This window comes from Pseudomonas fluorescens, assembly GCF_018614775.1.
Lineage (GTDB): Bacteria > Pseudomonadota > Gammaproteobacteria > Pseudomonadales > Pseudomonadaceae > Aquipseudomonas > Aquipseudomonas fluorescens_BY.
Genome location: NZ_JAGGOF010000038.1, coordinates 39,935 through 64,173, shown reverse-complemented (window position 1 = coordinate 64,173; position 24,239 = coordinate 39,935). Strand labels below are relative to the sequence as shown.

The following is a 24,239-nucleotide window of genomic DNA, read 5'->3' as shown; positions in this document are numbered from 1 at the left end:
CGGAGTATCCCGATGCCTGAATCTCGCGCCGTGATGATTACCGGCGCAGGCACCGGCATCGGCGCCGCCTGCGCCCGCTTGCATGCCGCCGAGGGCGCCCACCTGGTCTTGATCGGCCGACGCCGCGAGCCCCTGGAGCAACTGGCCGGGGAAATCGGTGGCCTGGTGCTGGTGGGCGATGCGGCGCGTCATTGGCGGCGGGGCCCGAGGTCTGCGGCTACACCACTGCCAAGCACGCGCTGTTGGGTCTGAACCGCTCCCTGGCGCGGGACTACGGTCCCAAAGGCGTACGGGTCAACGCCGTCTGCCCCGGCTGGGTGCGTACGCCGATGGCGGATGAGGAGATGCAGGTGCTGATGCAGTTTCATGGCGAAACACTGCAGCAGGCCTATGACCGGGTCTGCGCCGATGTGCCGTTGCGCCGACCGGCCAGCGCCGAGGAAATCGCCCAGGTCTGTCGCTTCCTGGCCTCCAGGGACGCGTCGATCATCACCGGCGCGACGCTGGTGGCCGACGGCGGTTCCAGCATCGTCGACGTGCCGACCCTGGCCTTCTGTCGAATGGAGACATCCCATGCGTGATGATCTGGATTTCAGCGGTAAAACGGTGCTGGTGACCGGCGGCGCCCAAGGCATTGGCCGCGCCATCGTCGAAGCCTTCGCCTGGCACGGGGCCCATGTGGTGATTGCCGACATGGGCTTGGCGCGGGCCGAGGCACTTGCCGGTGAGTTGACTGCCGACGGTTATCAAGTGGAAGCGGTGGGCGTCGACCTCGCTGACGCCACGGCGATCGCCGCGATGACGGCCGAGTTGGAGCAACGCCGGGGACGGCTGGATGTGCTGGTGCACAACGCCGGCTACTTTCCGCTGACGCCTTTTGCGCAGATCACACCGGCGATACTGGAGCGAACGCTGGCGGTGAACCTGTCGGCGCTGTTCTGGCTGACCCAGGCGGCGCTGCCGATGTTCCGGCGCCGGGGCCAGGGCTGCGTGCTGGTGACGTCATCGGTCACCGGCCCGCGGGTGGCGTATCCAGGGCTCAGCCATTACGCCGCGTCCAAGGCCGGGGTCAATGGCTTCATTCGTAACGCGGCACTGGAGTTAGCCGCTGAGAATGTCCGCGTCAACGGCGTCGAACCGGGCATGATCGCGACACCGGCCATGGCCAACCTCGGCGATGATGACCTCAACCAGGACATCGCCCGGCGGGTCCCTTTAGGGCGACTGGGCAAACCGACCGACATCGCTGGCGCCATGTTGTACCTGGCCTCGGACCTGGCCGCTTATGTGACCGGGCAAACCCTGGTAGTGGACGGCGGCTCGACCCTGCCGGAGGTTTGAGAGAGGCCCGTTGCGTGGTGGCAGCACCACCGCCATCGCGAGCAGGCTCGCTCCCACATTTGAAACGCATTCCCCCTGTGTGCGAGCCTGCTCGCGATGGCGATCCATCTGTCACAGGGAGATTGGATGTTGTCCAAAACCAAACCCTCCCGCAGACTTTGCTTCCCGCAAAACGCTGCCAGGTTCCCGCCGTGAATGAATGCCAACAAGTCATCAAAGCCAGGATCGAAGCCGCAGTGGCCACCCGCAAATCCGACACCATCGACTATCAGTCAGAGTGGACCGGCTACATCCCATTCGGGGTCTATCACTGGGTAGAGTGCCAAGGCGAATGCGTTTCCAGCGACTTCCCCTTCGGATGGTCCCTTGAGGACCTGGCGGCCCTTGAACAGATCGGGTTCCTGCAAGTGCTCGAAGCCTACGAGAATCCCGAAGACAGATTCGATCGCCAGATCAAATATCTCGTCTGTGGCAAGACCACGGTTTGAAGCTGAACTTCGCCAAGACACGGCAGTTCTTCTAGTCGGGACAACCGTTGGTCGGGACAGGACCCGCCCAATAAACCACACAAACTTCATGGTCTAGTATCAACGCAGGTTCAGCTGGAGATACACCATGTCGTTGGCTGAGGAACGCAAACCTGAACGCCGCAAGGAAACCCGGCTATTCGTTTTTCTTGTGGTCTGCCTGTTTCCCCTGCTCTCAGTCGCCATCGTAGGCGGCTACGGTTTTCTCGTCTGGTTTTTCCAGATGCTGTACGGCCCGCCCGGTCCCCCCAACTGACGGATGGCTTTTTCTTAAAGGCTATGGAGCCCGTTCATGGACGAAGCCCTGCACATTGCCAGTCTTGTCGTACTCGCCCGACCGTCGCTGCTCGATGCAGTCAAGGCGAACCTGTGCCTGTTGGATGGCCTGGAAATTCATCAGCAGAGTCCTGCCGGAAAACTGGTGGTGGTGCTGGAAGCCGTGGATGAAAACCGGATTCTTCAGCGCATCGAACAGATCAACAACCTGCCCGGCGTGCTTAACGCTGCGCTGATCTATCACGAACGCCTCGAGCCCGAAGGAGATACCGAATGAGCCTGACCCGCCGAGAATTCGTCAAGTCCCAGGCCGCCGCCATTGCCGCCGCCGCGGCCGGCCTGCCGATCGTGACGTCCGCCAGCAACCTGATAACCGAAGCCGACATGGTCACCCTGGACTGGAACAAGGCGCCCTGCCGCTTCTGCGGCACCGGCTGCAGCGTCATGGTCGCGACCCGTGGCAACCGCGTGGTCGCTACCCATGGCGACGTCAAGGCCGAGGTCAATCGCGGGTTGAACTGCGTCAAGGGCTATTTCCTGTCGAAAATCATGTACGGCGCCGACCGCCTGACCCAACCGTTGCTGCGCATGAAAAACGGTCAGTACGACAAGCAGGGCGAATTCCAGCCGATCAGTTGGGAGAAAGCCTTCGACATCATGGAGGCGAAATTCAAGCAAGCCTTGAAGGCCAAAGGTCCCGGGTCGGTTGGCATGTTCGGGTCCGGACAATGGACAGTATGGGAAGGCTACGCCGCCAACAAATTGATGAAGGCCGGCTTTCGCTCCAACAACATCGACCCCAATGCCCGTCATTGCATGGCCTCGGCGGTGATGGGCTTCATGCGCACGTTTGGCGCGGACGAGCCGATGGGTTGCTACGACGACATCGAAGCCACCGACGCCTTCGTACTCTGGGGCTCGAACATGGCCGAGATGCACCCGGTGCTGTGGAGCCGGGTCACCGACCGGCGCCTCAGCCAGCCGAATGTGAAAGTGGCGGTGTTGTCCACCTTCGAGCACCGCAGTTTCGAACTCGCCGACATCCCCATGGTGTTCAAGCCGCAAACCGACCTGCTGATCCTCAACTACATCGCCAACCACATCATCGAAAGCGGTGCGGTCAACCAGGACTTCATCAGCAAGCACACCCGCTTCGCCAAAGGCGCGGACGACATCGGCTATGGCCTGCGCCCCGACGATCCACGGGAAAAGAACGCCGCCAATGCTGCCAAGGCCAATACCTGGACGGATATCTCGTTCGAGCAGTACGCCGCCTTCGTCAAACCCTACACCCTGGAGCGCACCGCCAAGGAAACAGGCGTGCCCGCCGAGCGGCTGAAAAGCCTGGCCGAACTGTACGCCGACCCCAAGCGCAAGGTCGTCTCGTTCTGGACCATGGGGTTCAACCAGCACACCCGCGGCGTCTGGGCCAATAACCTGATCTATAACATCCACCTGCTCACCGGCAAGATCAGCGAACCGGGCAACAGCCCCTTCTCGCTGACGGGCCAGCCGTCAGCCTGCGGTACCGCACGGGAGGTCGGCACGTTCTCCCATCGCCTGCCCGCCGACATGCTCGTGGCGAACCCCGAGCACCGCGCCACCGCCGAGAAAATCTGGAAGCTGCCGACCGGCACGATCCAGGAAAAACCCGGTTTCCATGCGGTCGAGCAGAGCCGCATGCTCAAGGACAGCGTGCTCAATGTCTGCTGGACCCAGGCCAGCAACAACATGCAGGCCGGGCCGAACATCATGCAGGAAGTCCTGCCGGGCTGGCGCAACCCGGATAATTTCATGATCGTCTCCGATGTCTACCCGACCGTTTCCGCCCAGGCCGCTGACCTGATCCTGCCGAGCGCCATGTGGGTGGAAAAGGAAGGCGCCTTCGGCAACGCCGAACGGCGCACGCAGTTCTGGCATCAACTGGTGACCGCGCCGGGCGACGCCCGGTCGGACCTGTGGCAACTGATGGAATTTTCCAAGCGCTTCACCACCGATGAAACCTGGCCCGCCGAGCTGCTCGCCCAGGCGCCTGAGCACAAGGGCAAGACGCTCTTTGACGTGCTGTTCAGAAATGGCCAGGTCGACCAGTTCCCTGTCGATCAGATAGACGCCGGCTACAAGAACGATGAAGCCAAGGCTTTCGGGTTCTATCCGCAAAAAGGCCTGTTCGAAGAGTACGCCCAATTCGGTCGCGGCCACGGCCACGACCTCGCCACGTTCGAGCGCTACCACAGCGAACGCGGCCTGCGCTGGCCGGTGGTCGAGGGCAATGAGACCCGCTGGCGCTATCGCGAGGGCCTCGACCCTTACGTGGAGAAAGGCAGCGAGGTGCAGTTCTACGGTTACCCGGACAAGAAGGCGATCATCTTCGCCCTGCCCTATGAGCCACCCGCCGAAGCCCCGGACGCTGACTACCCGTTCTGGCTGTCCACCGGCCGCGTCCTCGAACATTGGCACACCGGCAGCATGACCCAGCGTGTCGAGGAGCTGCACAAAGCCGTGCCCGATGCGCTGGTCTACATGCACCCCGATGACGCCAAGGCCTTGAAGGCACGGCGCGGCAGCGAAGTGAAACTGATCAGTCGACGCGGGGAAATCCGTGCCCGCATCGAAACCCGCGGCCGCAACAAACCGCCCCAAGGGCTGGTCTTCGTGCCGTTTTTCGATGCCAACAAGCTGATCAACAAGGTCACGCTCGACGCCACCGACCCGATCTCCAAGCAGACCGACTACAAGAAATGCGCGATACGCATCGAGTTGATCAGCGTGGCCTGAGGAGAACCGTCATGTTTTTTCGAATCTTGCCGTTGCTGCTGCTCGCAGCCCTTGGCGTCGCGATCGCCGCCGAAGTCGACTACCCGCTCGATGCACCGGCGCCAGACGGGCGCCGTCCCGGGGGCGTCCTGACCCAGAACCGGCCTGCGCCGCCCATTGCCGAGGAAGAAAACAAGGACCTCAAGCGCGAGCGCAATTACCCCGACCAGCCGCCGACCATTCCTCACACCATCCGTGGCTACCAGATCGACAAGAACGGCAATAAATGCCTGGCCTGTCACAGCCGCGCCAACAGCGCGCGGACCCAGGCGACGATGATCAGCATCACCCACTACATGGACCGTGACGGCCAGGCGCTGGCCGCCGTGGCGCCGCGCCGTTACTTCTGTAACCAGTGCCATGTGCCGCAGACCGACGCCAAGCCGCTGGTGGAAAGCACGTTCGAGAACATCGACAGAATCCTGCAAGACGACGCCAATGCGGCGGCGCGCAAGAGGCCCTGAGGAGGCAACATGAAAGCACTGTTCGCCCTGCTCAAGGACTACTGGGGTGTCCTGCGTCGTCCAAGCCTCTACTACAGCCTGGGCTTCCTGACGCTCGGGGGCTTTATCGCCGGGATCATCTTCTGGGGCGGTTTCAACACTGCGCTGGAGGCGACCAACACCGAAACGTTCTGCGTGTCGTGCCATGAGATGCGCGACAACGTCTTCGTCGAACTCAAGGACACGATCCATTACACCAACCGCTCCGGCGTGCGCGCCAGTTGCCCGGACTGCCACGTCCCCCACGAATGGACCCATAAGATCGCGCGCAAGATGCAGGCGTCGAAGGAGGTCTGGGGCAAGCTTTTCGGCACCATCGATACCCGCGACAAATTCCTCGCCATGCGCCGTGAACTGGCCGAACACGAATGGGACAGGCTCAAGGCCAACGATTCGCGCGAATGCCGCAACTGCCACAACTTCGAGTACATGGACTTCACCCGTCAGGGCAAGCGTGCAGCCGCCATGCACTCGACCTCACTGGCCAACGGTGAAGCGACCTGTATCGACTGCCATAAAGGCATTGCCCACAAACTGCCGGACATGAGCGGCGTCAAGGGCTGGTAGGCATCAAAAGATGCGCAAATCCTGCCCGGGAGCCAGTACCCTATACCGAGGAATTCTGCGACGATAAGCAAAAAACGCCAGGGACACAGGCTTTACGATTCAAACCTATGGCGGCCTACGATGTATTTCTCTTCCTTTAAAAGTTTACGGGCGCGATTCGCAGTCGCTTTGGCGTCGGTCGTGCTGGTGCTCAGCTGTCTGTTTGGCGCTGCCATTGGTGAGTCCTCCATCTCCAGGCTCAAGGAACACAACGGGCTCCAGTTGAGTGAGTTTGCGTACTCGATGATTGATCGCCTGGATCGGGACATGAATAGCCGGTCAAAGGAACTCACGGTCCTTAGTCAGCTGGAAGCCTTGCGCGACCCGGCGGAGACAGCCGAAGCCCAAGCGCTGCTCAATCACCTCAGCGATCAGTTCCCGAGCTACTCCTGGATTGGCCTGACTAACGCGCGCGGCACGGTGGTTGCCGCCACCGACGGAGTGCTTGAAGGCGCAGACATCTCGCCGCGGCCGGTCTTTACCCAGGCCCAGGAAACGACCTTTATCGGCGACGTGCACGACGCGGTGATGTTGGCGAAGTTGCTGCCCAACCCCTCCGGCGAAGCGATGACGTTTGTCGATATCAGCATGCCGGTCCGGGACCAGACCGGCCATCTCGTGGGCGTGCTCGCCACGCACCTTTCGTGGAAATGGGCGGCCGAAATTGGCCGGTCCTTGTTCGAGCCCCTGCAGAAGCGCCTGCCTGGCCTGGAATTCCTGGTGGTCAGCAAGGACGGCACGGTGCTGCTGGGCCCCAAGGAAATGATCGGCAAACCCCTGGGCATCAGGCTCGATCAGGGCATCGGGCAAAACTGGTCGGTGGAGCGCTGGCAGGACGGTAAGCTGTATCTGGCCGGCTTTGCCCAAAGCGTCGGCATTGACGATTATCCTGGCCTGGGCTGGACGATCATCACCCGACAACCTGCCGAGCTGGCCTTCGCCGAAGCTCACCAGCTGCGCAATGAAATACTGGTCTGGGGCAGCGTCTTCTCCATCGTATTTGCGCTGCTCGGCTGGTTTGTGGCGGGCATCATTACCGGCCCCGTGAACCAGATCGCCGACGCTGCCGCCCGCCTTTCCGAAGGGGCTGACGTACGCATCCCCTTGCTCCAGGGCAGCCGCGAGGTCGAAACGCTGAGTCTCGCGATTCGCCATCTCGTCGACAGCCTGACCCGCAAAAGAAGCCAACTGGCCGTGGTCGAAGGCATTGCCTACCGCGATATCGTCACCGGGTTGCCCAACAGGGCGGCGCTGGATCAATACGTCGCGGCAGTGGCCAGCGAAAGCGGCAGCCAATCCGATTTCGGCGTCCTGTGCCTGGACCTTGACGGGTTCAAGCCCGTCAACGACCGCTTCGGCCATGCCGTGGGCGACGCGCTGCTGCATGAAGTCGGCAATCGGCTCCTGATGGCGGTGCGTGAAGGCGACATTGCCGTGCGCCACGGCGGCGATGAGTTCGTGCTTCTGCTGCGCCTGCGTACGGGAGAGTCCCTGACCAACGTACAAGGCGCCGCCCAACGCATCGTCGCCAAGCTGGCCGAACCGGTCGTGCTGGCCGGGGAGTCAATCCAGATCGGCTGCAGCATCGGCGGGGCATTGTGGGCCGGTGGCGCGTTTGCCGAAGCGTTGGCCCAGGCTGACGAAGCGCTTTATCGCGCCAAGCGTGCGGGTAAATCCCAGGCGAAATTTCATGAGACGTTGGGGGCTGCGATGGCAAGCGTTGAGGCTGAGACCCAGAGGCTGTAAGGGTTTGTGTGTTCTGCTGGGATCCGCTTAACTGACTGGGACTAACTTGCCTGCCGAGGAGGCCGATCCCATGACTGATTCACTGCAGCGTTTCGTCCAGGCTCAAGCCTCCACCTTTGAAACCGCCATGAGAGAACTTGAGCACGGACGCAAGCAGAGCCACTGGATATGGTTCATCTTTCCCCAGCTACGCGGCCTGGGTCACAGTGAAAACGCCGCCTACTATGGCCTGCGAGACCTTGAAGAGGCTCGCGATTATCTGCAGCATCCACTCCTGGGACCGCGCCTGGAGCAGGCGACCCGCGCCGTGCTGGATTCGCCAGTGCCGATCCAGCAATTGCTGGGGGAGCTGGATGCGATGAAATTCGCGTCGTGCATGACGCTGTTTTCCATCGCTGCAGGAACGGACTCCTTGTATGCACGGGCGCCGGAAGGCAAGGTGAGTGTCGATTTACGAACACTGGAGATGCTTCAGAAGCAGAGCAACGATATCTAACTTCGAAGCGCGGACGTTAGGGACTCTGTAGGATCGAAAGCACAAACCGACATTCACCCTCGGCCTTGTCGCCAGCAGCCAGTTTCTCAGGCCTGAACCCGCACCGCTCAAGCACCTTTCTTGAACCCACGTTTTCGGTATAGACGTAAGCCACCAACTGCGTCAGCTTCCAACGCCGCCCTGCCTCCTGGATCAGGTGTCGCAAGGCCAATGTCGCCAGCCCCTGCCCGCAGGCTTGTTGGCCGATCCGGTAGCCCACCTCCGCGCAATCGCGCGGTGAGTGGATGTTCTTCAGGTTTGCTCGACCCACGATTCGTCCGCTGGAGTCCTCAATGACCAGCAGATGCCAGGCGCCCAGTGCAAAATCGGACAGGTAGCCCTCTATGTGCTCCGCCACGCCTTGCATTGAGTAGAAAGAAGGGTCGCGGGGATCGATATGGGATTCGAACCAGACGCGGTTATCGACTTCGAATGCCAGCAGCGCTTGAGCGTCGGTCATTTTCAGCTCGCGAATATTGATCGGGTTCACGGATGACCTCTCCTTAGGTTCGGGTGGCAATCGTAAGGGCGAATGTAGGGTTATGGCCAGTCAATATCCTCCTTGGCTGATCCATCGCCATCGCGAGCAGGCGCCCTCGTCACGGGTCCATGGTCAGCCCTGACGAAAATGCCCCGTACCTTTCGATACGGGGCATTTTTTTGCAGCGGGAAACGCTACCTATCTGTTACCAAGCCCTTCAGGGCTGCTGGTTCCAGGGACGGTCTCCGTGCTCATCCTTGATGCGGGTCGGCAGGCCCATCACGTCCAGCGCCTCGAGGAACGCCTCGGCTGGCAGCTCCTCGACGTTGACCATGCGCTGCACGTCCCACTGGCCACGGGCGACCAGCAACGCGGCGGCCACGGGTGGCACGCCGGCGGTGTAGGAAATGCCCTGGCTGTCGGTTTCGGCAAACGCTTCCTCGTGGTCGGCCACATTGTAGATGAACACTTCGCGCGGCTGGCCGTCCTTGACACCCTTGACCAGGTCACCGATGCAGGTCTTGCCGGTGTAGCCCGGCGCCAGCGAACTCGGGTCAGGCAGCACGGCCTTGACCACTTTGAGCGGCACGACTTCCAGGCCTTCGGCGGTCTTGACCGGTTGCTCGGAGAGCAGGCCGAGGTTGCGCAGCACGGTGAACACATTGATGTAGTGCTCGCCGAAGCTCATCCAGAAACGCACGTTGGGCACGTTGAGGTTCTTCGACAACGAATGCACTTCGTCGTGGCCGGTCAGGTACAGGTTCTGCGAGCCGACGACCGGCAGGTCATCGGTGCGCTTGACTTCGAACATGGTGTTGCTGGTCCACTGGCTGTCTTGCCAGCTCCACACCTGTCCGGTGAACTCGCGGAAATTGATTTCCGGGTCGAAATTGGTGGCGAAATACTTGCCATGGGAGCCGGCATTGACGTCGAGGATGTCGATCGAATCAATGCGGTCGAAATGTTGTTGCTGCGCCAGGGCTGCGTAAGCGTTGACCACACCCGGATCGAAGCCGACGCCGAGAATGGCGGTGATGTTCTTCTCCTGGCACTCTTGCAGATGGTTCCACTCGTAGTTGCCGTACCAGGGCGGCGTCTCGCAGACCTTGCCCGGTTCTTCGTGGATGGCGGTGTCCAGGTAGGCCACGCCGGTGTCGATGCAGGCGCGCAGCACCGACATATTGAGAAACGCGGAGCCGACGTTGATGACGATCTGTGACTCGGTTTCGCGAATCAGCGCCTTGGTCGCTTCGACGTCCAGGGCGTTCAGTGCAAAGGCCTTGATGTCGGCGGGTTGCTTGAGGCTACCCTTGGCCTTGACGCTGTCGATGATGGCCTGGCATTTGGAGATGTTGCGCGACGCGATAGCAATACGACCGAGTTCGTCGTTGTGCTGCGCGCACTTGTGGGCCACCACCTTGGCGACACCTCCTGCACCAATGATAAGTACGTTCTTCTTCAATTTCTTCAAGTCTCCTGCTGTCCGCTCAAGAGAGGCTGGACAGGTAGTCGTCGTAAACAAATTCGCGAACCACTTCGACGCTACCGTCGAGTTGTTTCACTACGATGGACGGCATTTTCAGGCCGTTGAACCAGTTCTTCTTGACCATGGTGTAGCCCGCTGCGTCGATGAACGACAGCCGATCGCCGATGGACAGCGGACGATCAAATTGATACTCGCCGAAGATGTCCCCAGCCAGGCAGGATTTGCCGCACACCATGTAGGTGTGTTCGCCCTCGCTCGGTGCCAGCTTGGCGTCCAGGCGGTAGATCAACAGGTCGAGCATGTGCGCTTCGATGGAGCTGTCCACCACGGCCAGGTGCTTGCCGTTGTAGAGCGTATCGAGCACGGTGACTTCCAGCGAGGCGCTCTGGGTGATCGCCGCTTCGCCCGGTTCCAGGTAGACCTGCACGCCGTACTTCTGCGAAAAGGCCTTGAGCCGCGCGCAGAACGCGTCAAGGGCATAGCCCTCACCGGTGAAGTGGATGCCGCCGCCGAGGCTGACCCACTCGACCTTATGCAATAGATGACCAAAGCGTTCTTCGATCGTGCCAAGCATCTGGTCGAACAGGCCGAAATCGCCGTTCTCGCAGTTGTTATGGAACATGAAGCCGGAGATCTGCTCGATGACTTGCTCGACCTTCACCGGGTCCCATTCGCCCAGGCGGCTGAACGGGCGCGCCGGGTCGGCCAGCAGATAGTCCGAGCTGCTCACTTGCGGGTTGACCCGCAAGCCACGGACCTTGCCGGCCGACGCTTGGGTGTAGCGTTGCAACTGGCCGATGGAGTTGAAGATGATCTTGTCGCAGTTGGCGAGCATCTCTTCGATCTCGTCGTCGGCCCAGGCGACGCTGTAGGCGTGGGTCTCGCCGGCGAATTTCTGCCGGCCGAGCTTGAGCTCGTAGAGCGACGACGACGTGGTGCCGTCCATGTATTGCTGCATCAGGTCGAACACCGACCAGGTGGCGAAGCATTTGAGCGCCAGCAAGGCCTTGGCCCCGGACTGCTCACGCACGTAGGCGATCTTCTGCATGTTCGCCAGCAGCTTCTGTTTGTCGATGAGGTAGTACGGCGTCTTGATCATTTTCGCGGCCTCCGGCAAGGCGAGCCAAAAAAGGATGCGCATTGTGCCTTCACTGACTGCATATCGAAAGAGCGAAAAGCCCCGTTCGCGCAATCACCCCGCTTGAAGCGAAGATGACCGTCACGCACATGTAACAAATTGCGACTAGCGTCGGGTTCGCCCTCCACCACGCGAGTGTCATCATGACGAACCCGACCCTGGCCATGGACTCACCGACTGCCATCGCCCACAGTTCCAGGCCGCAACTCAACCGCAAGCCGAGCGTGATCACCCTGGTGGTGTTTTTTGCCGTGCTGGGCAGCGGCCTGCTGTTTACCGCCTACAGCCTGATGCACGACATGCACGAACTCGGCACGGTGGTCACCACCTGGACGCCGTTCCTGTTATTGGGCGTAGCCCTGCTGATTGCCTTGGGCTTCGAGTTCGTCAACGGTTTCCACGACACTGCCAACGCGGTGGCGACGGTCATCTACACCAACTCCATGGCGCCGAATTTAGCGGTGGCGTGGTCGGGGTTCTTCAACTTCCTCGGGGTGCTGCTCTCCAGCGGCGCGGTGGCTTTCGGCATCATTGCGTTGCTGCCGGTGGAGCTGATCCTGCAAGTCGGTTCCTCCGCCGGTTTCGCCATGATCTTCGCCCTGCTCATCGCCGCCATCCTCTGGAACCTGGGCACCTGGTGGCTGGGCTTGCCGGCGTCTTCGTCCCACACCCTGATCGGTTCGATCATCGGTGTCGGCGTCGCCAACGCGCTGATGCACGGCCGTGACGGCACCAGTGGTGTGGACTGGGCCCAAGCGACCAAGATCGGCTACGCATTGCTGCTGTCGCCACTGGTGGGGTTCGGTTGCGCCGCGTTGCTGCTCCTGGCGCTGCGCGCCTTCGTCAAGAACCGTGCGCTGTACAAAGCCCCCGAGGGCAACACGCCGCCACCGTGGTGGATTCGCGGCATGCTGATCCTGACCTGCACTGGCGTGTCGTTCGCCCACGGCTCCAACGACGGCCAGAAAGGCATGGGCCTGATCATGTTGATCCTGGTCGGCACCTTGCCGATGGCCTACGCGCTGAACCGCGCCATGCCTGCCGATCAGGCGCTGCAATTCGCCGCCGTGGCAGAAGTCACTCAACAGGCCCTGGTCAAGCACTCACCGGTGCAGGCCCCGGCTGATCCACGCGCGATCCTGACCACCTACGTCAGCAGCAAGCAAGCGACGCCACAGCTGGTACCCGCGCTGGCGGCCTTGACTGGCAGCATCGGCGCCGAGGTCAAGAGCTACGGCTCATTGGCCAGGGTGCCGGCCGAAGCCGTGGGCAACGTGCGTAACGACATGTACCTGACGAGCGAAACCATTCGCCTGATGGACAAGAACAAGGTCGGCAATTTCGACGCCGACACCGGCGCCAAACTGCAATTGTTCAAGCAACAGATCGACAACTCGACGCGGTTCATCCCGCTCTGGGTAAAAATTGCCGTGGCCATCGCCCTCGGCCTGGGCACCATGGTCGGCTGGAAACGCATCGTCGTGACCGTAGGCGAGAAAATCGGCAAGAGCCATCTCACCTACGCCCAAGGCGCCTCGGCGGAAACCGTCGCCATGCTGACCATCGGCGCCGCCGACATGTTCGGCCTGCCGGTGTCCACCACCCACGTATTGTCGTCCGGTGTGGCCGGTACCATGGTCGCCAACGGCTCCGGCCTGCAGATGCGCACGATCCGCAACCTGGTGATGGCCTGGGTCCTGACACTGCCTGCCGCGATCCTGTTGTCCGGTAGCCTGTACTGGTTGTTCACCAAGCTGTTCTGATGCATGGATCGCTGAGGGTGCCGGTCAGGTCATGGTCAAGGCCTGCCGGCCCCTTCGATCACCGCCCGGCATCAAGGCGATGTTCGAGCATGGCCCAGGCCTCGGGAGTGAAGCGGTAGGTCTTGTCAGCCTGAAAAACCATCGGTTCGGCCAGGCATGCCTGGCCGACAACTGCTCAGGATCACCGGACGCGCGATCAGACCCTTTCCAGCAACGCCCCCTGCTCATCCGCTGCGCCCTGCAACAGCTCGATCACCCAATCGATAAACACCCGCACCCTCGGCGACAGTTGTCGATGGGGCGGGTACACCGCCGAGATCGGCCACGAGGGTACGCGACAGTCCCTCAGCACCTGAACCAGCCGCCCCTCGGCCAACTGCTGCTGGACGTGATAACGCGGCACTTGAATCAAGCCGAACCCCGCCTCGCAGGCCGCCACGTAGGCATCGGCATTGTTGACGGTGAGTTCGCCCGGCAGCGGCCACTCGCGCACCTGCCCCGCCACCTCGAATTCGAGCGGGAAAAATCGTCCATTGCCGGAGGCAAACCGGATGACCTGGTGCCCCGCCAGGTCCTCCAGCACCTGGGGCGTGCCCGAGCGGGCGAGGTACCCAGGGCTGGCGCACGTCAATTGCTGCAAGCGCACAATCGGCCGCGCCACCAACCCCTGGTCGACGACGTTGCCCGCACGGATCGCGCAATCCACACCCTCGCGTTGCAGATGGACTTGATGGTCGTGGAAGCCGATGTCCAGTTGCAACGCCGGATAGCGCCGATAAAACGCTGGCAGGCGCGGCACGATCCAGGCGCAGCCAAAGGCGATGGGCATGTCCACCCGCAAGGTGCCGCGGGGTTGGCTGCGTTGCACCGACAACGAACTTTCCAGGTCTTCAAGGTCATCCAGCAGTTGGCCGCTGCGCTGGTAGTACGCCTGGCCGTCGAGTGTCGCGCGCACCTGCCGCGTGGTGCGTTGCAGCAGTTGCACACCGAGGTGAGCCTCCAACTGCTGGATCAACAGGCTGACCGTGGCGCGGGGCAGCTTGAGGTCGTCGGCCGCCTTGCCAAAACCGCCCAGCTCGACGATGCGCCTGAACACCTGCATTGCCTGAAGTCGGTCCATGGCTCAGCTCACTATTAAGAAATCACGAACAGTTAAACCAATAATCCTGGATTTATCCACCCAACCGTTTACTGGAGACTGAACCCGTCATTCAATTTCCAGGAGTCATCACCATGAACACCCGCCAACTCGGCCTTCGCGGCCCTCACGTTTCCGCCATCGGCCTGGGCTGCATGGGCATGTCGGATTTCTACACCACCGGGGCGGACGAACAGGAAGCGATCGCCACGCTCCACCGCGCCATCGAACTGGGTGTGACCCTGTTCGACACCGCCGACATGTACGGGCCGCACACCAACGAAACCCTGCTCGGACGAGCCCTGCGTGGCAAGCGTGAGGGCATCTACCTGGCGAGCAAGTTCGGCCTGGTGCGCAGCAGCGATCCCCATGCCCGGGGCGTCAACGGCCGCCCCGAGTACATCAGGCAAGCCATCGATGGCAGCCTCAAGCGCCTCCAGACCGACTATCTGGATCTCTACTACCAACACCGCATCGACCCACACGTGCCGGTGGAAGAATCCGTCGGCGCCATGGCTGAGCTGGTCAAGGCCGGCAAGGTCCGCCACATCGGCCTTTCGGAAGCCAGCGCCGACACCCTTGAACGGGCCCACGCCGTGCATCCCCTGGCGGCCGTGCAAAGCGAATATTCGCTGTGGTCTCGCGAACCGGAACGCAACGGCGTGCTCGCTACCTGTCGGCGCCTGGGCATCGCCTTCGTTGCGTACAGCCCGCTGGGTCGGGGCTTCCTGACCGGTGCGCTGAAGTCTGTGCAGGATTTCGCCGCCGATGACTACCGGCGCTCCAGCCCGCGTTTCCAGGGGGACAACTTCAACCGCAACCTGGCGCTGGTGGAACGGGTCAAGGCATTGGCGACAGACAAGGGCATCAGTGCGTCGCAATTGGCCCTGGCCTGGGTCCTGGCGCAGGGCGACCACGTCATCCCGATTCCCGGCACCAAGCAGCGCAAATACCTGGAGAGCAATGTGGCGGCGGTTTCGGTTGTGCTGAGCGCTGGCGAACTGGCGCAGCTGGATGAGATCTTCGCTGCCGAAGGCGCCGTGGCGGGCGAGCGTTACGCTGCGCAGACCATGGCGCTGCTCGACGGCTGAGCCTGCCGATCAAGCACGGTCCGGCTTGGGCAGCGGTCCTTTCCATCAGGCTCAAGCCGCTGCCATTCCAGCCGATAACCCTATAAGTGATGAGTGATAACGCCCAAGCCTGGCCGGGCTCTGCTGGTTATATAGGGTATAGATCGATGCTTTTCGTGCTCAACCGCTTACTGTGTGGTGTCCTGATGTTCCTTGCTGCGAGCACCTACGCGGCCGAGGCCCCGCTGCGCATCGTGACCGAGGAACTGCCGCCCTTCAACATGACGCAGAACGGCCGAGTGACGGGCATGAGCACCGAGGTGGTCCAGGCCGTACTCAAGGAAGTCGGCGTGGACGCGCCGATTTACTCCATGCCTTGGGCTCGCGCGTATGAACTGGCGCTCAATGAAAGCAATGTGCTGATCTATTCGATCGTCCGCACACCCGAGCGCGAATCGCTGTTCCAATGGGTGGGAGCCATCGCCCCCACGCAGTGGTACATCTACTCACTGGCCGACCGCCCGGTAAAACTCAATTCACTGGCCGACGCCCATGGTCACCAGATCGCCACCGTCAATCAGGACGTGGGCGAACAGTATCTGGTTTCCAAGGGGTTCCGCGTCGGTGAAGAATTGCAGTCGAGCACCCGGTACGAGCACAACTACCGCAAGCTCAAGGTCGACCACGTCGAGCTGTGGATTTCCAACGAACTCAATGCCATGTACCTGACTCGCCAGAACGGCGAAGATCCCGACAAAGTGCTGATCCGCTCCCTGCCGCTTCCGGAACTGAGCGGTGCAGAAGGCTTCAGCATGGCGTTCAGCCGCAAGACGCCGGTCGAGACGGTCGAGAAGTTCCGTGCAGGCCTGCAAACCATCCGGCGCAACGGTGTATACGATGCCATCGTTCGCAAATGGCTGTGACATGACCGGCGACTTCAAGGCCGCGTCCGACCCGCAATCTCGGGCCAAGATATTCAGTTCCCTGGGGCGTCGCCTGGTGCTCGCGACGCTGTTGTTCAGCCTGATCTTTACCCTGGCGATGGTCACCTGGCGCACCTGGCTGGCATGGGAAAGCAATCTGGCGGAAATGAATTCGGAGCTGGCCCTGATCGACCAGGTGTTCCAGAACACCCTGGCCCATGCCATCTGGGAAATGGACCGTGAATCCCTCGACCAGCAGATCGCCAGCGTCGCGAAGGCTGCCCCGGTGGGGCGCGTGGTACTCAATATTGTGCGTCCGGGACAACCGCCGGAAGTCATCGACATGAATCGCTACACCATCGAAACAGCCGGCGCTGCGCCGATACTGCATCGCCAGCTCGTCGCGCAACCCTACGCCGGGGCTCATGAGAAGGTGGGTGAGCTGACCATCGAAGGCGACAACCATCTGCTTTGGCAACGCCTTTGGGATGAGGCCCGCAGCATCGTCATCACCCAGGTCATCCAGTCATTGCTGCTGGCCGGATTGGTCATGACCATGTTCAACCGCCTGGTGACCGTGCATGTGGTTCACATCGCCCGCCACCTGGGTGAAGTCGCACCGCAAACCCTCAAGCGCCACCTCAGGCTACAGCGGGCGTCCCACCGCCAGGACGAACTGAGCCTGCTCGAAACCCAGGTGAACGAACTCCAGGATAATCTCCACGTCCACCTGGAGCGCCAGCGCTCCGATGAACTGGCGCTCGCCGCCAGCCGCGATCAATTGGCCGAGCTGGTCGAGGCGCGGACCGCTGAACTCAAGGCGGCCAACCAGGCGCTCGAAGCCCTGTCCCGTCACGACGCCCTGACAGGCCTGGCCAACCGGCGCTATTTCGACGAACTCAAGGAAGTCGAGTTTCGCCGAGCCATTCGCCACAAGACCCCGCTGACCGTACTGATGTGCGACGTCGATTTCTTCAAGATCTACAACGACACCTATGGGCACATGCAGGGCGACCAATGTTTGAAAGAGATCGCAGACACCCTGCGCACTGTGTTCGGCCGCCCCGGTGAGCTGACCGCGCGCCTGGGCGGTGAAGAGTTTGCCGTGATGCTGCCCAACATCGACGCCAGACAGGCCCACGGCGCCGCTCACCGGCTGCGGGCCAGCCTGGCGGAACGTGCACTGCCCCACAGCGGTTCCAAAGTGTCGCGCTTCGTCACCCTGAGCATCGGCATCGCCGAGCTGGATCCCGAGGCCATGGACCATTTCGATCAACTGCTGCAGCGCGCTGACCAGGCGCTGTACCGGGCCAAACACCAGGGACGCGATTGCGTCGCTGTCTGAACCACGCGTCCAATGAGGTCCGTATGCCCTACCGCCCGACGCTCTGCATCTGCCTGTTCCTCGCCCTCTTCAGCCTGCAAAGCCAGGCCACGGACATCGAGGTCGTGACCGAAGACTCCCTCTACGCCTATCTGCGCGAGAACAAGGTCGTCGGGCCTGGCACGCTCATCGCCGAAGAAACCCTCAAAGGCGCGGCGCTGACCGACTACAACGTGCTGCTTTACCCCTGGGCCCGCGCCTACGAAAAGGCGCTGCGCGAACCCAATGTGCTGATCTTCCCCCTGGATCGTACGCCGGCCCGCGAGCAGTCGTTCAAATGGGTCGGGGAAATCATTCAGGTGCCAAGCAAGCTCTATAAGCTGCGTGGGGATGACAGCATCGCCGTCAAGACCCTTGAGGATGCCAAGCAGTACAGCATGGGCGTGGTGCGCAACGACGCCAAGCAGATCTACCTGCAGCAGCGCGGTTTCACCCGGCTGGTGATATCGGCGGATAACCACGATAACTTCCAGAAACTGCTGAATCATCAGATCCAGTTGTTGCCCATACCCGAGAACACCGCGCGCCTGATGAGCCAGGATGCCCAGGTGGATTTCAGCACGCTGGAAGAGGTCTATTCCCTCGACGAACAACCCCACCGGGTCTACCTGGCCTTCAGCCTGAGCACCCCGGATGACATCGTCGCCAAGGCCCAGCGCTCGTTCGAACAACTCAAGACTTCCGGTGAAGTGGCGCGAATCATGAACGAAAAGCGCTAAGCTCTCGGGATCGGCACGCCTGGCGTGCCAACCACCCAGGAGGTCTCCCATGAGTAAAGCGTCCTACGTTCCACCCAGAGTCTGGACCCATGAAGCCCCGTCTGGCGGCCAGTTCGCCAGCATCAACCGCCCCGTCGCCGGCCCCACCCACGAAAAGACCCTGCCAACCGGCAAGCATCCCCTGCAGCTTTACTCCCTGGCCACGCCCAACGGCGTCAAGGTCACCATCCTGCTGGAAGAACTGCTGGCGCTGGGGCACACCGGTGCCGAATACGACGCCTGGCTGATCCGCATCGGCGAAGGCGACCAGTTCTCCAGCGGCTTTGTCGAGATCAACCCCAACTCAAAAATCCCGGCCCTGCTCGACCGCAGCGTCGAGCCGCCGATTCGCGTGTTCGAATCCGGCTCGATCCTGCTGTACCTGGCGGAAAAATTCGCCGCCTTCCTGCCCACCGACCCGGCCGGGCGCACCGAAACGCTGAACTGGCTGTTCTGGCAAATGGGTGCAGCGCCCTACCTGGGTGGCGGCTTCGGACACTTCTACGCCTACGCGCCGGAAAAATTCGAATACCCCATCAACCGCTTCACCATGGAAACCAAGCGCCAACTCGATGTGCTGGATCGCCGCCTCGCTGAAAGCCAATACCTGGCCGGCGACCACTACACCATCGCCGACATCGCCGTCTGGCCCTGGTACGGCCAACTGGTGCGCAATAACGTCTACTCGGCGGCTGAATTCCTGGATGCACAGCGCTATACCCATGTGCAGCGCTGGGCGCAGGAGATTGCCCAACGTCCGGCTGTGGCGCGTGGGCAGCGTGTGAACCGGACGTGGGGGGATGAGGCGAGTCAGGTGGCGGAGCGGCATGGGGCAGAGGATTTGGGCTGACGCTCTTTGGTGGAGATCCCGCCCAATGAAAAAACGGCCTGCCGAATACGCTTGCCCCCATGACGTCCAATCAACGCGCCGGGCGCTCGTTGATCGTGCTCGCGGCCTGGAACAGGATCCTGGCGACGAAGTCGATTTCCTGTTCGGTGATGATCAACGGCGGCAAGAAGCGGACGGTCGCACCGTGGCGCCCGCCCAGTTCAACGATCAACCCGTGCTGCAGGCAAGCCTGCTGGAAAGCCTTGGCCCGGGCCGTGTCCACCGGGGGGTGGCCCTGCACATCGACGGCGCCCTGCGGGTCGACGATTTCCATGCCGAGCATCAGGCCGCGTCCGCGCACATCGCCAATCCAGGCGAACTCGCTTTGCAGTGCCTGTAGCTGTTTGCGCAAATGAGTGCCTGCCGTTTCGGCGTGCTTCACCAGGCCTTCGTCGCGAATAAAGCGCAAGGTCGCGGTGCCGGCCGCCATTGCCAATTGATTGCCGCGGAAGGTGCCGGCGTGGGCACCCGGCTGCCAGACGTCCAGCGAATCGTGATAGACCATGACCGACAGCGGCAAGCCACCGCCGATGGCTTTGGACAGGGTGATGACATCCGGGGTGATACCCGACTGTTCGAAGCCGAACATCCGGCCGCTGCGAGCGATGCCGCACTGGATCTCGTCGACGATCAACGGAATGCCGTGGGCCTGGGTCAATCGGCGCAACTCCTGCAGCCAGCGGTCCGGCGCGGCAATCACCCCGCCCTCCCCCTGGATCGGTTCCAGGATCATCGCCGCCGGCGCGGTCACTCCGCTTTCCGGGTCGTTGAGCAGATGTTCCAGGTAGCGCACGTTCAACGTCACCGCCTGATCACCGGCCACCCCGAACGGGCAACGGTAGTCGTGGGGGAACGGCAAGCGCTGCACGCCCGGCATCAACGCACCGAGGGCATTTTTCGGCGACAGGTTGCCACTTATGGCCAGCGTGCCCAACGTCATCCCGTGGTAAGCCCCTTCAAACGCCAGTACCGAGTGGCGTCCGGTGGCGGTGCGGGTGAGCTTGAGCGCAGCTTCCACCGCATCGGCCCCGCTGGGGCCGCAGAACTGGATGCGTGCATGGCGAGCGAACTCGCTGGGCAGGCACGCGAAAATTTCCTGGACGAAAGCGTCCTTGACGGGTGTCATGAGGTCCAGAGTGTGCATGGGCACGCCGGCCGCCATGACCTGGGTAATGGCTTCGATGATCACCGGGTGGTTGTGGCCCAGGGCCAAGGTTCCGGCCCCCGCCAGGCAGTCAACGAACACTTGCCCCCGGCTGTCCTGCACATAGATGCCATGAGCCCTTTCGAGCACCAGCGGAATGCGCCGCGGGTAACTGCGGGCATTGGATTCCTGCTGTTGCTGGCGTTCCAGCAGCGGCGTCGGATCGAGGCAGTAAGGATTTGACAGACCGGTATGCAACAGGCGTAGCTGTTGCGCGCCACCCGCTGTGACATTCGAAAAAACACTCATGATTTTCCTCCATGGAGGCTGGGTTTGAATGGAACAAACAGCCTGGAAACACACATCGCCGACAGCGCAAACGGGCGCGGGGAGATTGCCCCCTCGCGCCCTCGTGGTTTACATGTCGTAACGCAGGATCATGCCCACCGTGCGCGGTGCGCCGACATCGATAACGTCGTCGCTGCTGTTGTTGGTGATGTATTCCTTGTCGAAAGCGTTTTTCACGTAGGCGGATACGGCGACGTTCCTGGTGACTTTGTACTCGGTATTGAAGTTCACCAGCACATAGGCGTCGCTCTTACGCTCACCATTGACTTTGCCGTTTGAGTCGAACTCGTACTCCGAAGGCGCGGTACTCTGATAAACAATGTCCGTGCCAAATATCAGGCGATCGTCGAAGCGATAGACACCCCCTACCGAGGCCTTGTATTTAGGCGAGTAGAGGAACGACTCGCCGCTCCTGTCCTGACCATTGTCAGACACGAAGTCCTTGTATTTGCTATCGGTAATGGCGCCGCCAAGGTTCAGGGTCAGTTGTTCGGTGATGTCTTTTTCGACAAAGACTTCCAGGCCCTTGATCTCACTGCGACCAGCGTTGTAGATATCAATGACGTTGCTACCGGTCTGCCGTACGCTGACCTGTTGATCTTTCCAGTCGGTGTAGTACAGGTTGGCGCGGGTGCGCAGGGTCTTGTCGAAGAACGAACCGCGGTAGGAAAACTCGTAGTTGGTGGTGTATTCCGGGTCATAGGCTTGGTGGCCGCTACCGGAGCGCAAGTTGACGCCACCGCCGCGATAACCCTTCTGCACCGTGAAACCGAGGAACTGGTCCGTTGCCAGTTCGTAGTTGATGCCGAGTTTCGGCAGCACGGCATCAAACGACTTCTTGATTTTCTCAGGAACGAAGCGGCCGTCCGCCTCGATGTCGGTATCGTTCGTTTCGTGGTCGTAACGCAGGCCGGTGATCAACGTCCAGCGCGGCGCGAACGTCCAGTTGACTTCACCGAACACCGCCTTGTTTTCAATTTTGGTATCGCCTTTTACGGTGCGAACCAAGACGTTATCGAACAACAGCCGATCATGAAAATTGTTGGTGTTATGACCGTAGTAGGCACCGACGAAGCTCTTCACTGTGTCCGAGTCGTAATTCAGACGCAGCTCCTGACTGAACAGGTTACCGTCCTGCTTACGTAGAACGACCTCGTTGTCGACGGCATTCTGGTCGAAGTCCAGACGGTTGCTGTAGTCAGTACTGGTATTGGCGGTCATGCTCGTCAGCGACCAGGCATCGTTCAGGCGGTAATCCACCTTGGCGCTGAGGGTGTCCTGCTTGAGGTTGTCGAAGGCCTCGGTGTTGGACCCGATGTCGTAATAGCTGGGCTTGCCGTCGGCGCCGCGCATCGTCGAGCGATCACCTTGACGGTGTTCGTTGTGGGCGTAGGTCAGCAGGACGTCAGTGTCGTCATTGGGCAGGATCAGCAATTTGCCGCGGGCATTGCTGGTGCGGTGCGGGTTGGCGTCCTTATCAAGGGTGGTGTTGCGGATGTAGCCGTCACCGTCGGAATAATCCACGGCAATACGACCGGCGATCTTGTCGTCGACGATGGCGCCACCCCCTGCGACCGCGGCCCCGTGCTCACCATAATTACCGACGTTGGTTTGCGCCGAAAAGCTCGGCTCGAAGGTTGGATTTTTGGTCCGGATAACAACTGCGCCGGCCAGGGAGTTACGGCCCTGGGTGGTAGATTGCGGCCCCAGGAAAATCTCGACCTGCTCGGCGTCCCATAGCGGGACCGGGCTGAGGGTCAGCGCGCGGTTCGGCTGCACGGCGCCGTCGACATACACCGAAACCGCACCATTGAGGGCTGCGGGCCCCTGGTCGTCGAAACCGGAAACCGGTACACCGCGGATCCCCCAGTTTTCGTTGCCGGCCTGGCTGTAGACGCCAGGGGTGCGGGCAAACACATCCACCAGGTTCTTGTCGCCGTGTTCACGCAGGTTCTTGTCGGTGACCACCACCACGCTGGACTGAGTCTTCTCGAGGCTGCGGTCGATTTTTTCACCGGTCACGGTGATCGGAGCGATCTCCATCTTGCCGGACTCTTCAGCCGCCCACGCGCCGCTACCCAGGCCCAAGGCCGACCCCACCGCCAACGCCACTGTAGTCTTTTTGAAATTCACGCCCCGCTCCCCTGCGACAGATATTTTGGTTTTTTTTGAGCTGGCAGAAGGCTGTTTGGCGCCAGCGGAGCGGAGTCTAATCCAAAAAAATAATTAAATAAATAGTATTGATAATCTCTCTCATTTGCACCTAATATGCCGTCTTGTATTGTGTTGCATACATTTACAGATCCGTCCTACACCGCCGACCACTGCCCGCTTTCACGGTCGCATGACGAGTCAGAAAAGATAAAAGAGGATGCGCAAGGATGACCTCAATCGAACACCTGAACAGGCGTTCCGAGCCTTTATCAATGGCTTCCACGGATGGCAGCGAACAGTTGTTACCCCTGCGGGTGCAGGCGTCACCGGGCCAGTCCATCCACGATCTGGAGGCGTCGATCCGCGATCGTCTGCCGCACCTCCTGGCGACCGTTGGCGGCGTCTTGTTTCGCGGTTTTACCGTTGCCACCCCCATCGACTTCAAGCGCTTCGCCGCCAGCTTCGGCGCACCGCTGGCCAGTTACGAGTTCGGCTCCACGCCGCGCAGCAAAGTCTTCGCCGGCGTCTACAGTTCCACCGAATACCCGGCCCATCAGTTCATTCCCCTGCACAACGAGCAGGCCTATACCCGGCCCTGGCCTTCGCGCATCTGGTTCCACTGCATCAAGGCCAGTGACACCGGCGGTGAAACTCCGATTGCCGACAGTCGACTGATCTACCAGCGCATGCCCGCCGAGATCCGTGAGTTGTTCGCCAGCCGCGAGTTGCTTTACGTGCGCAACTACAGCAGCGCCCTCGATCTGCCCTGGGAGAAGGTCTTCAACACCCAAGACCGCGCCCAGGTCGAACGCTACTGCCAGGACAACGACATCGAGTGGGAATGGAAGGCCGACGGTGACCTGCGCACCCGCCAGCGTTGCGCGGCAGTGCAGCAGCATCCCGATACCGGCGAGTGGGTCTGGTTCAACCAGGCGCACCTGTTCCACGTGTCGGCGATCGAGCCGAGTGTGCGCGCCAGCCTGCTGGCGGCGGTGGGTGAAGCGAACCTGCCGCGCCATGTCTACCTCGGCGACGGCGCGGCCATCCCCGACGCCATGCTCGACACCGTGCGCGAGGTTTATCGCCAGACGGCCATCAGCTTCCCCTGGCAGCCCGGCGACGTCCTGATGCTCGACAATCGACTGGTGGCACACGGTCGCAATCCTTATACCGGTGACCGCAAGGTCATCGTGGCCATGGCGTGAACTGCAG

General features: G+C 61.4%; 22 protein-coding genes and 1 pseudogene. 17 read left to right on the top strand and 6 right to left on the bottom strand.

Going from position 1 to position 24,239, the window contains the following annotated elements; genetic code table 11:
• The first annotated feature begins 12 nt into the window (after positions 1-12).
• The 10 genes and pseudogenes from J7E36_RS10660 (at position 13) to J7E36_RS10615 (ending at position 8,312) form a co-directional block, all read left to right on the top strand.
• Positions 13-581, top strand: a pseudogene (locus J7E36_RS10660) (SDR family NAD(P)-dependent oxidoreductase).
• Complete coding sequence (locus tag J7E36_RS10655; protein WP_215002594.1) at positions 574-1,341, top strand: SDR family oxidoreductase; 768 nt, start codon at positions 574-576, stop codon at positions 1,339-1,341. The pseudogene J7E36_RS10660 and the gene J7E36_RS10655 overlap by 8 nt, the downstream one beginning before the upstream one ends.
• 191 nt (positions 1,342-1,532) lie before the next feature.
• Positions 1,533-1,829 carry a hypothetical protein gene (locus tag J7E36_RS10650; protein ID WP_215002592.1) on the top strand — a complete coding sequence of 99 codons (297 nt, stop codon included), beginning with the start codon at positions 1,533-1,535 and terminating at the stop codon, positions 1,827-1,829.
• 127 nt (positions 1,830-1,956) lie between these two features.
• Positions 1,957-2,124, top strand: a complete 168-nt coding sequence (gene napE, locus J7E36_RS10645; RefSeq protein ID WP_215002590.1) for a periplasmic nitrate reductase, NapE protein — start codon at positions 1,957-1,959, stop codon at positions 2,122-2,124.
• Positions 2,125-2,160: 36 nt separating this feature from the next.
• Positions 2,161-2,421 carry a chaperone NapD gene (locus J7E36_RS10640; protein WP_215002588.1) on the top strand — a complete coding sequence of 87 codons (261 nt, stop codon included), beginning with the start codon at positions 2,161-2,163 and terminating at the stop codon, positions 2,419-2,421.
• The gene (gene napA / locus J7E36_RS10635; protein WP_215002586.1) at positions 2,418-4,922 is read left to right on the top strand and encodes a nitrate reductase catalytic subunit NapA; all 2,505 of its coding nucleotides are present in this window, start codon (positions 2,418-2,420) and stop codon (positions 4,920-4,922) included. The genes J7E36_RS10640 and napA overlap by 4 nt, the downstream gene beginning before the upstream one ends.
• 11 nt (positions 4,923-4,933) lie before the next feature.
• Entirely contained in the window at positions 4,934-5,425 is a 492-nt protein-coding gene (locus tag J7E36_RS10630; RefSeq protein WP_215002584.1) for a nitrate reductase cytochrome c-type subunit, read from the top strand.
• 9 nt (positions 5,426-5,434) lie between these two features.
• Positions 5,435-6,031 carry a cytochrome c3 family protein gene (locus tag J7E36_RS10625; protein ID WP_215002582.1) on the top strand — a complete coding sequence of 199 codons (597 nt, stop codon included), beginning with the start codon at positions 5,435-5,437 and terminating at the stop codon, positions 6,029-6,031.
• A gap of 306 nt (positions 6,032-6,337) precedes the next feature.
• Positions 6,338-7,816 carry a diguanylate cyclase domain-containing protein gene (locus J7E36_RS10620; protein ID WP_231286362.1) on the top strand — a complete coding sequence of 493 codons (1,479 nt, stop codon included), beginning with the start codon at positions 6,338-6,340 and terminating at the stop codon, positions 7,814-7,816.
• Positions 7,817-7,886: 70 nt separating this feature from the next.
• Positions 7,887-8,312: a DUF1810 domain-containing protein gene (locus J7E36_RS10615; protein ID WP_215002578.1), complete on the top strand. Its 426-nt coding sequence runs from the start codon at positions 7,887-7,889 to the stop codon at positions 8,310-8,312.
• 16 nt (positions 8,313-8,328) lie between these two features.
• Here J7E36_RS10615 and J7E36_RS10610 read toward each other — a convergent pair whose 3' ends face one another.
• The 3 genes from J7E36_RS10610 to J7E36_RS10600 form a co-directional block, all read right to left on the bottom strand.
• Positions 8,329-8,841, bottom strand: a complete 513-nt coding sequence (locus J7E36_RS10610; RefSeq protein WP_215002576.1) for a GNAT family N-acetyltransferase — start codon at positions 8,839-8,841, stop codon at positions 8,329-8,331.
• 208 nt (positions 8,842-9,049) lie between these two features.
• Positions 9,050-10,294: a saccharopine dehydrogenase family protein gene (locus J7E36_RS10605; protein WP_215002624.1), complete on the bottom strand. Its 1,245-nt coding sequence runs from the start codon at positions 10,292-10,294 to the stop codon at positions 9,050-9,052.
• A 25-nt stretch (positions 10,295-10,319) separates the two neighbouring features.
• Positions 10,320-11,417 carry a carboxynorspermidine decarboxylase gene (locus J7E36_RS10600; protein WP_215002622.1) on the bottom strand — a complete coding sequence of 366 codons (1,098 nt, stop codon included), beginning with the start codon at positions 11,415-11,417 and terminating at the stop codon, positions 10,320-10,322.
• A gap of 182 nt (positions 11,418-11,599) precedes the next feature.
• Between J7E36_RS10600 and J7E36_RS10595 the strand changes: the two genes are divergently transcribed.
• The gene (locus tag J7E36_RS10595; RefSeq protein ID WP_215002574.1) at positions 11,600-13,219 is read left to right on the top strand and encodes an inorganic phosphate transporter; all 1,620 of its coding nucleotides are present in this window, start codon (positions 11,600-11,602) and stop codon (positions 13,217-13,219) included.
• Between the two features lie 196 nt (positions 13,220-13,415).
• Here the strand turns inward: J7E36_RS10595 and J7E36_RS10590 are convergent, their stop codons facing one another.
• On the bottom strand, positions 13,416-14,339 hold the full coding sequence (locus J7E36_RS10590) for a LysR family transcriptional regulator (protein WP_215002572.1): 924 nt from the start codon (positions 14,337-14,339) through the stop codon (positions 13,416-13,418).
• Positions 14,340-14,452: 113 nt separating this feature from the next.
• Between J7E36_RS10590 and J7E36_RS10585 the strand changes: the two genes are divergently transcribed.
• From J7E36_RS10585 to yghU, 5 genes are all read left to right on the top strand, one after another.
• Positions 14,453-15,448, top strand: coding sequence for an aldo/keto reductase (locus J7E36_RS10585; protein ID WP_215002570.1), 996 nt, complete (start codon positions 14,453-14,455; stop codon positions 15,446-15,448).
• 185 nt (positions 15,449-15,633) lie between these two features.
• Positions 15,634-16,350: a substrate-binding periplasmic protein gene (locus J7E36_RS10580; RefSeq protein ID WP_435304168.1), complete on the top strand. Its 717-nt coding sequence runs from the start codon at positions 15,634-15,636 to the stop codon at positions 16,348-16,350.
• A 1-nt stretch (position 16,351) separates the two neighbouring features.
• Positions 16,352-17,695 carry a GGDEF domain-containing protein gene (locus J7E36_RS10575; protein ID WP_215002620.1) on the top strand — a complete coding sequence of 448 codons (1,344 nt, stop codon included), beginning with the start codon at positions 16,352-16,354 and terminating at the stop codon, positions 17,693-17,695.
• 23 nt (positions 17,696-17,718) lie between these two features.
• Complete coding sequence (locus tag J7E36_RS10570) at positions 17,719-18,453, top strand: substrate-binding periplasmic protein (protein WP_215002566.1); 735 nt, start codon at positions 17,719-17,721, stop codon at positions 18,451-18,453.
• A 49-nt stretch (positions 18,454-18,502) separates the two neighbouring features.
• Positions 18,503-19,342, top strand: coding sequence for a glutathione-dependent disulfide-bond oxidoreductase (yghU, locus tag J7E36_RS10565; protein ID WP_215002564.1), 840 nt, complete (start codon positions 18,503-18,505; stop codon positions 19,340-19,342).
• A gap of 70 nt (positions 19,343-19,412) precedes the next feature.
• Here the strand turns inward: yghU and J7E36_RS10560 are convergent, their stop codons facing one another.
• Together J7E36_RS10560 and J7E36_RS10555 are read right to left on the bottom strand one after the other, a co-directional pair.
• The gene (locus tag J7E36_RS10560; RefSeq protein WP_215002562.1) at positions 19,413-20,834 is read right to left on the bottom strand and encodes a diaminobutyrate--2-oxoglutarate transaminase; all 1,422 of its coding nucleotides are present in this window, start codon (positions 20,832-20,834) and stop codon (positions 19,413-19,415) included.
• Positions 20,835-20,942: 108 nt separating this feature from the next.
• Positions 20,943-23,006: a TonB-dependent receptor gene (locus tag J7E36_RS10555; RefSeq protein WP_215002560.1), complete on the bottom strand. Its 2,064-nt coding sequence runs from the start codon at positions 23,004-23,006 to the stop codon at positions 20,943-20,945.
• A gap of 248 nt (positions 23,007-23,254) precedes the next feature.
• Between J7E36_RS10555 and J7E36_RS10550 the strand changes: the two genes are divergently transcribed.
• Positions 23,255-24,232, top strand: coding sequence for a TauD/TfdA family dioxygenase (locus tag J7E36_RS10550; protein WP_215002558.1), 978 nt, complete (start codon positions 23,255-23,257; stop codon positions 24,230-24,232).
• Positions 24,233-24,239 lie beyond the last annotated feature (7 nt).

What these genes read in the sequence shown, in the direction of transcription:
- J7E36_RS10620 (WP_231286362.1), top strand. Translation starts at nt 6,338, where the DNA reads ATGAATAGCCGGTCAAAGGAACTCACGGTCCTTAGTCAGCTGGAAGCC.
- J7E36_RS10580 (WP_435304168.1), top strand. Translation starts at nt 15,634, where the DNA reads ATGTTCCTTGCTGCGAGCACCTACGCGGCCGAGGCCCCGCTGCGCATC.
- J7E36_RS10630 (WP_215002584.1), top strand. Translation starts at nt 4,934, where the DNA reads ATGTTTTTTCGAATCTTGCCGTTGCTGCTGCTCGCAGCCCTTGGCGTC.
- J7E36_RS10570 (WP_215002566.1), top strand. Translation starts at nt 17,719, where the DNA reads ATGCCCTACCGCCCGACGCTCTGCATCTGCCTGTTCCTCGCCCTCTTC.
- J7E36_RS10615 (WP_215002578.1), top strand. Translation starts at nt 7,887, where the DNA reads ATGACTGATTCACTGCAGCGTTTCGTCCAGGCTCAAGCCTCCACCTTT.
- J7E36_RS10625 (WP_215002582.1), top strand. Translation starts at nt 5,435, where the DNA reads ATGAAAGCACTGTTCGCCCTGCTCAAGGACTACTGGGGTGTCCTGCGT.
- J7E36_RS10590 (WP_215002572.1), bottom strand. Translation starts at nt 14,339, where the DNA reads ATGGACCGACTTCAGGCAATGCAGGTGTTCAGGCGCATCGTCGAGCTG.
- J7E36_RS10595 (WP_215002574.1), top strand. Translation starts at nt 11,600, where the DNA reads ATGACGAACCCGACCCTGGCCATGGACTCACCGACTGCCATCGCCCAC.
- napA (WP_215002586.1), top strand. Translation starts at nt 2,418, where the DNA reads ATGAGCCTGACCCGCCGAGAATTCGTCAAGTCCCAGGCCGCCGCCATT.
- J7E36_RS10575 (WP_215002620.1), top strand. Translation starts at nt 16,352, where the DNA reads ATGACCGGCGACTTCAAGGCCGCGTCCGACCCGCAATCTCGGGCCAAG.
- J7E36_RS10655 (WP_215002594.1), top strand. Translation starts at nt 574, where the DNA reads ATGCGTGATGATCTGGATTTCAGCGGTAAAACGGTGCTGGTGACCGGC.
- J7E36_RS10640 (WP_215002588.1), top strand. Translation starts at nt 2,161, where the DNA reads ATGGACGAAGCCCTGCACATTGCCAGTCTTGTCGTACTCGCCCGACCG.
- J7E36_RS10550 (WP_215002558.1), top strand. Translation starts at nt 23,255, where the DNA reads ATGACCTCAATCGAACACCTGAACAGGCGTTCCGAGCCTTTATCAATG.
- J7E36_RS10600 (WP_215002622.1), bottom strand. Translation starts at nt 11,417, where the DNA reads ATGATCAAGACGCCGTACTACCTCATCGACAAACAGAAGCTGCTGGCG.
- J7E36_RS10585 (WP_215002570.1), top strand. Translation starts at nt 14,453, where the DNA reads ATGAACACCCGCCAACTCGGCCTTCGCGGCCCTCACGTTTCCGCCATC.
- J7E36_RS10560 (WP_215002562.1), bottom strand. Translation starts at nt 20,834, where the DNA reads ATGAGTGTTTTTTCGAATGTCACAGCGGGTGGCGCGCAACAGCTACGC.
- yghU (WP_215002564.1), top strand. Translation starts at nt 18,503, where the DNA reads ATGAGTAAAGCGTCCTACGTTCCACCCAGAGTCTGGACCCATGAAGCC.
- napE (WP_215002590.1), top strand. Translation starts at nt 1,957, where the DNA reads ATGTCGTTGGCTGAGGAACGCAAACCTGAACGCCGCAAGGAAACCCGG.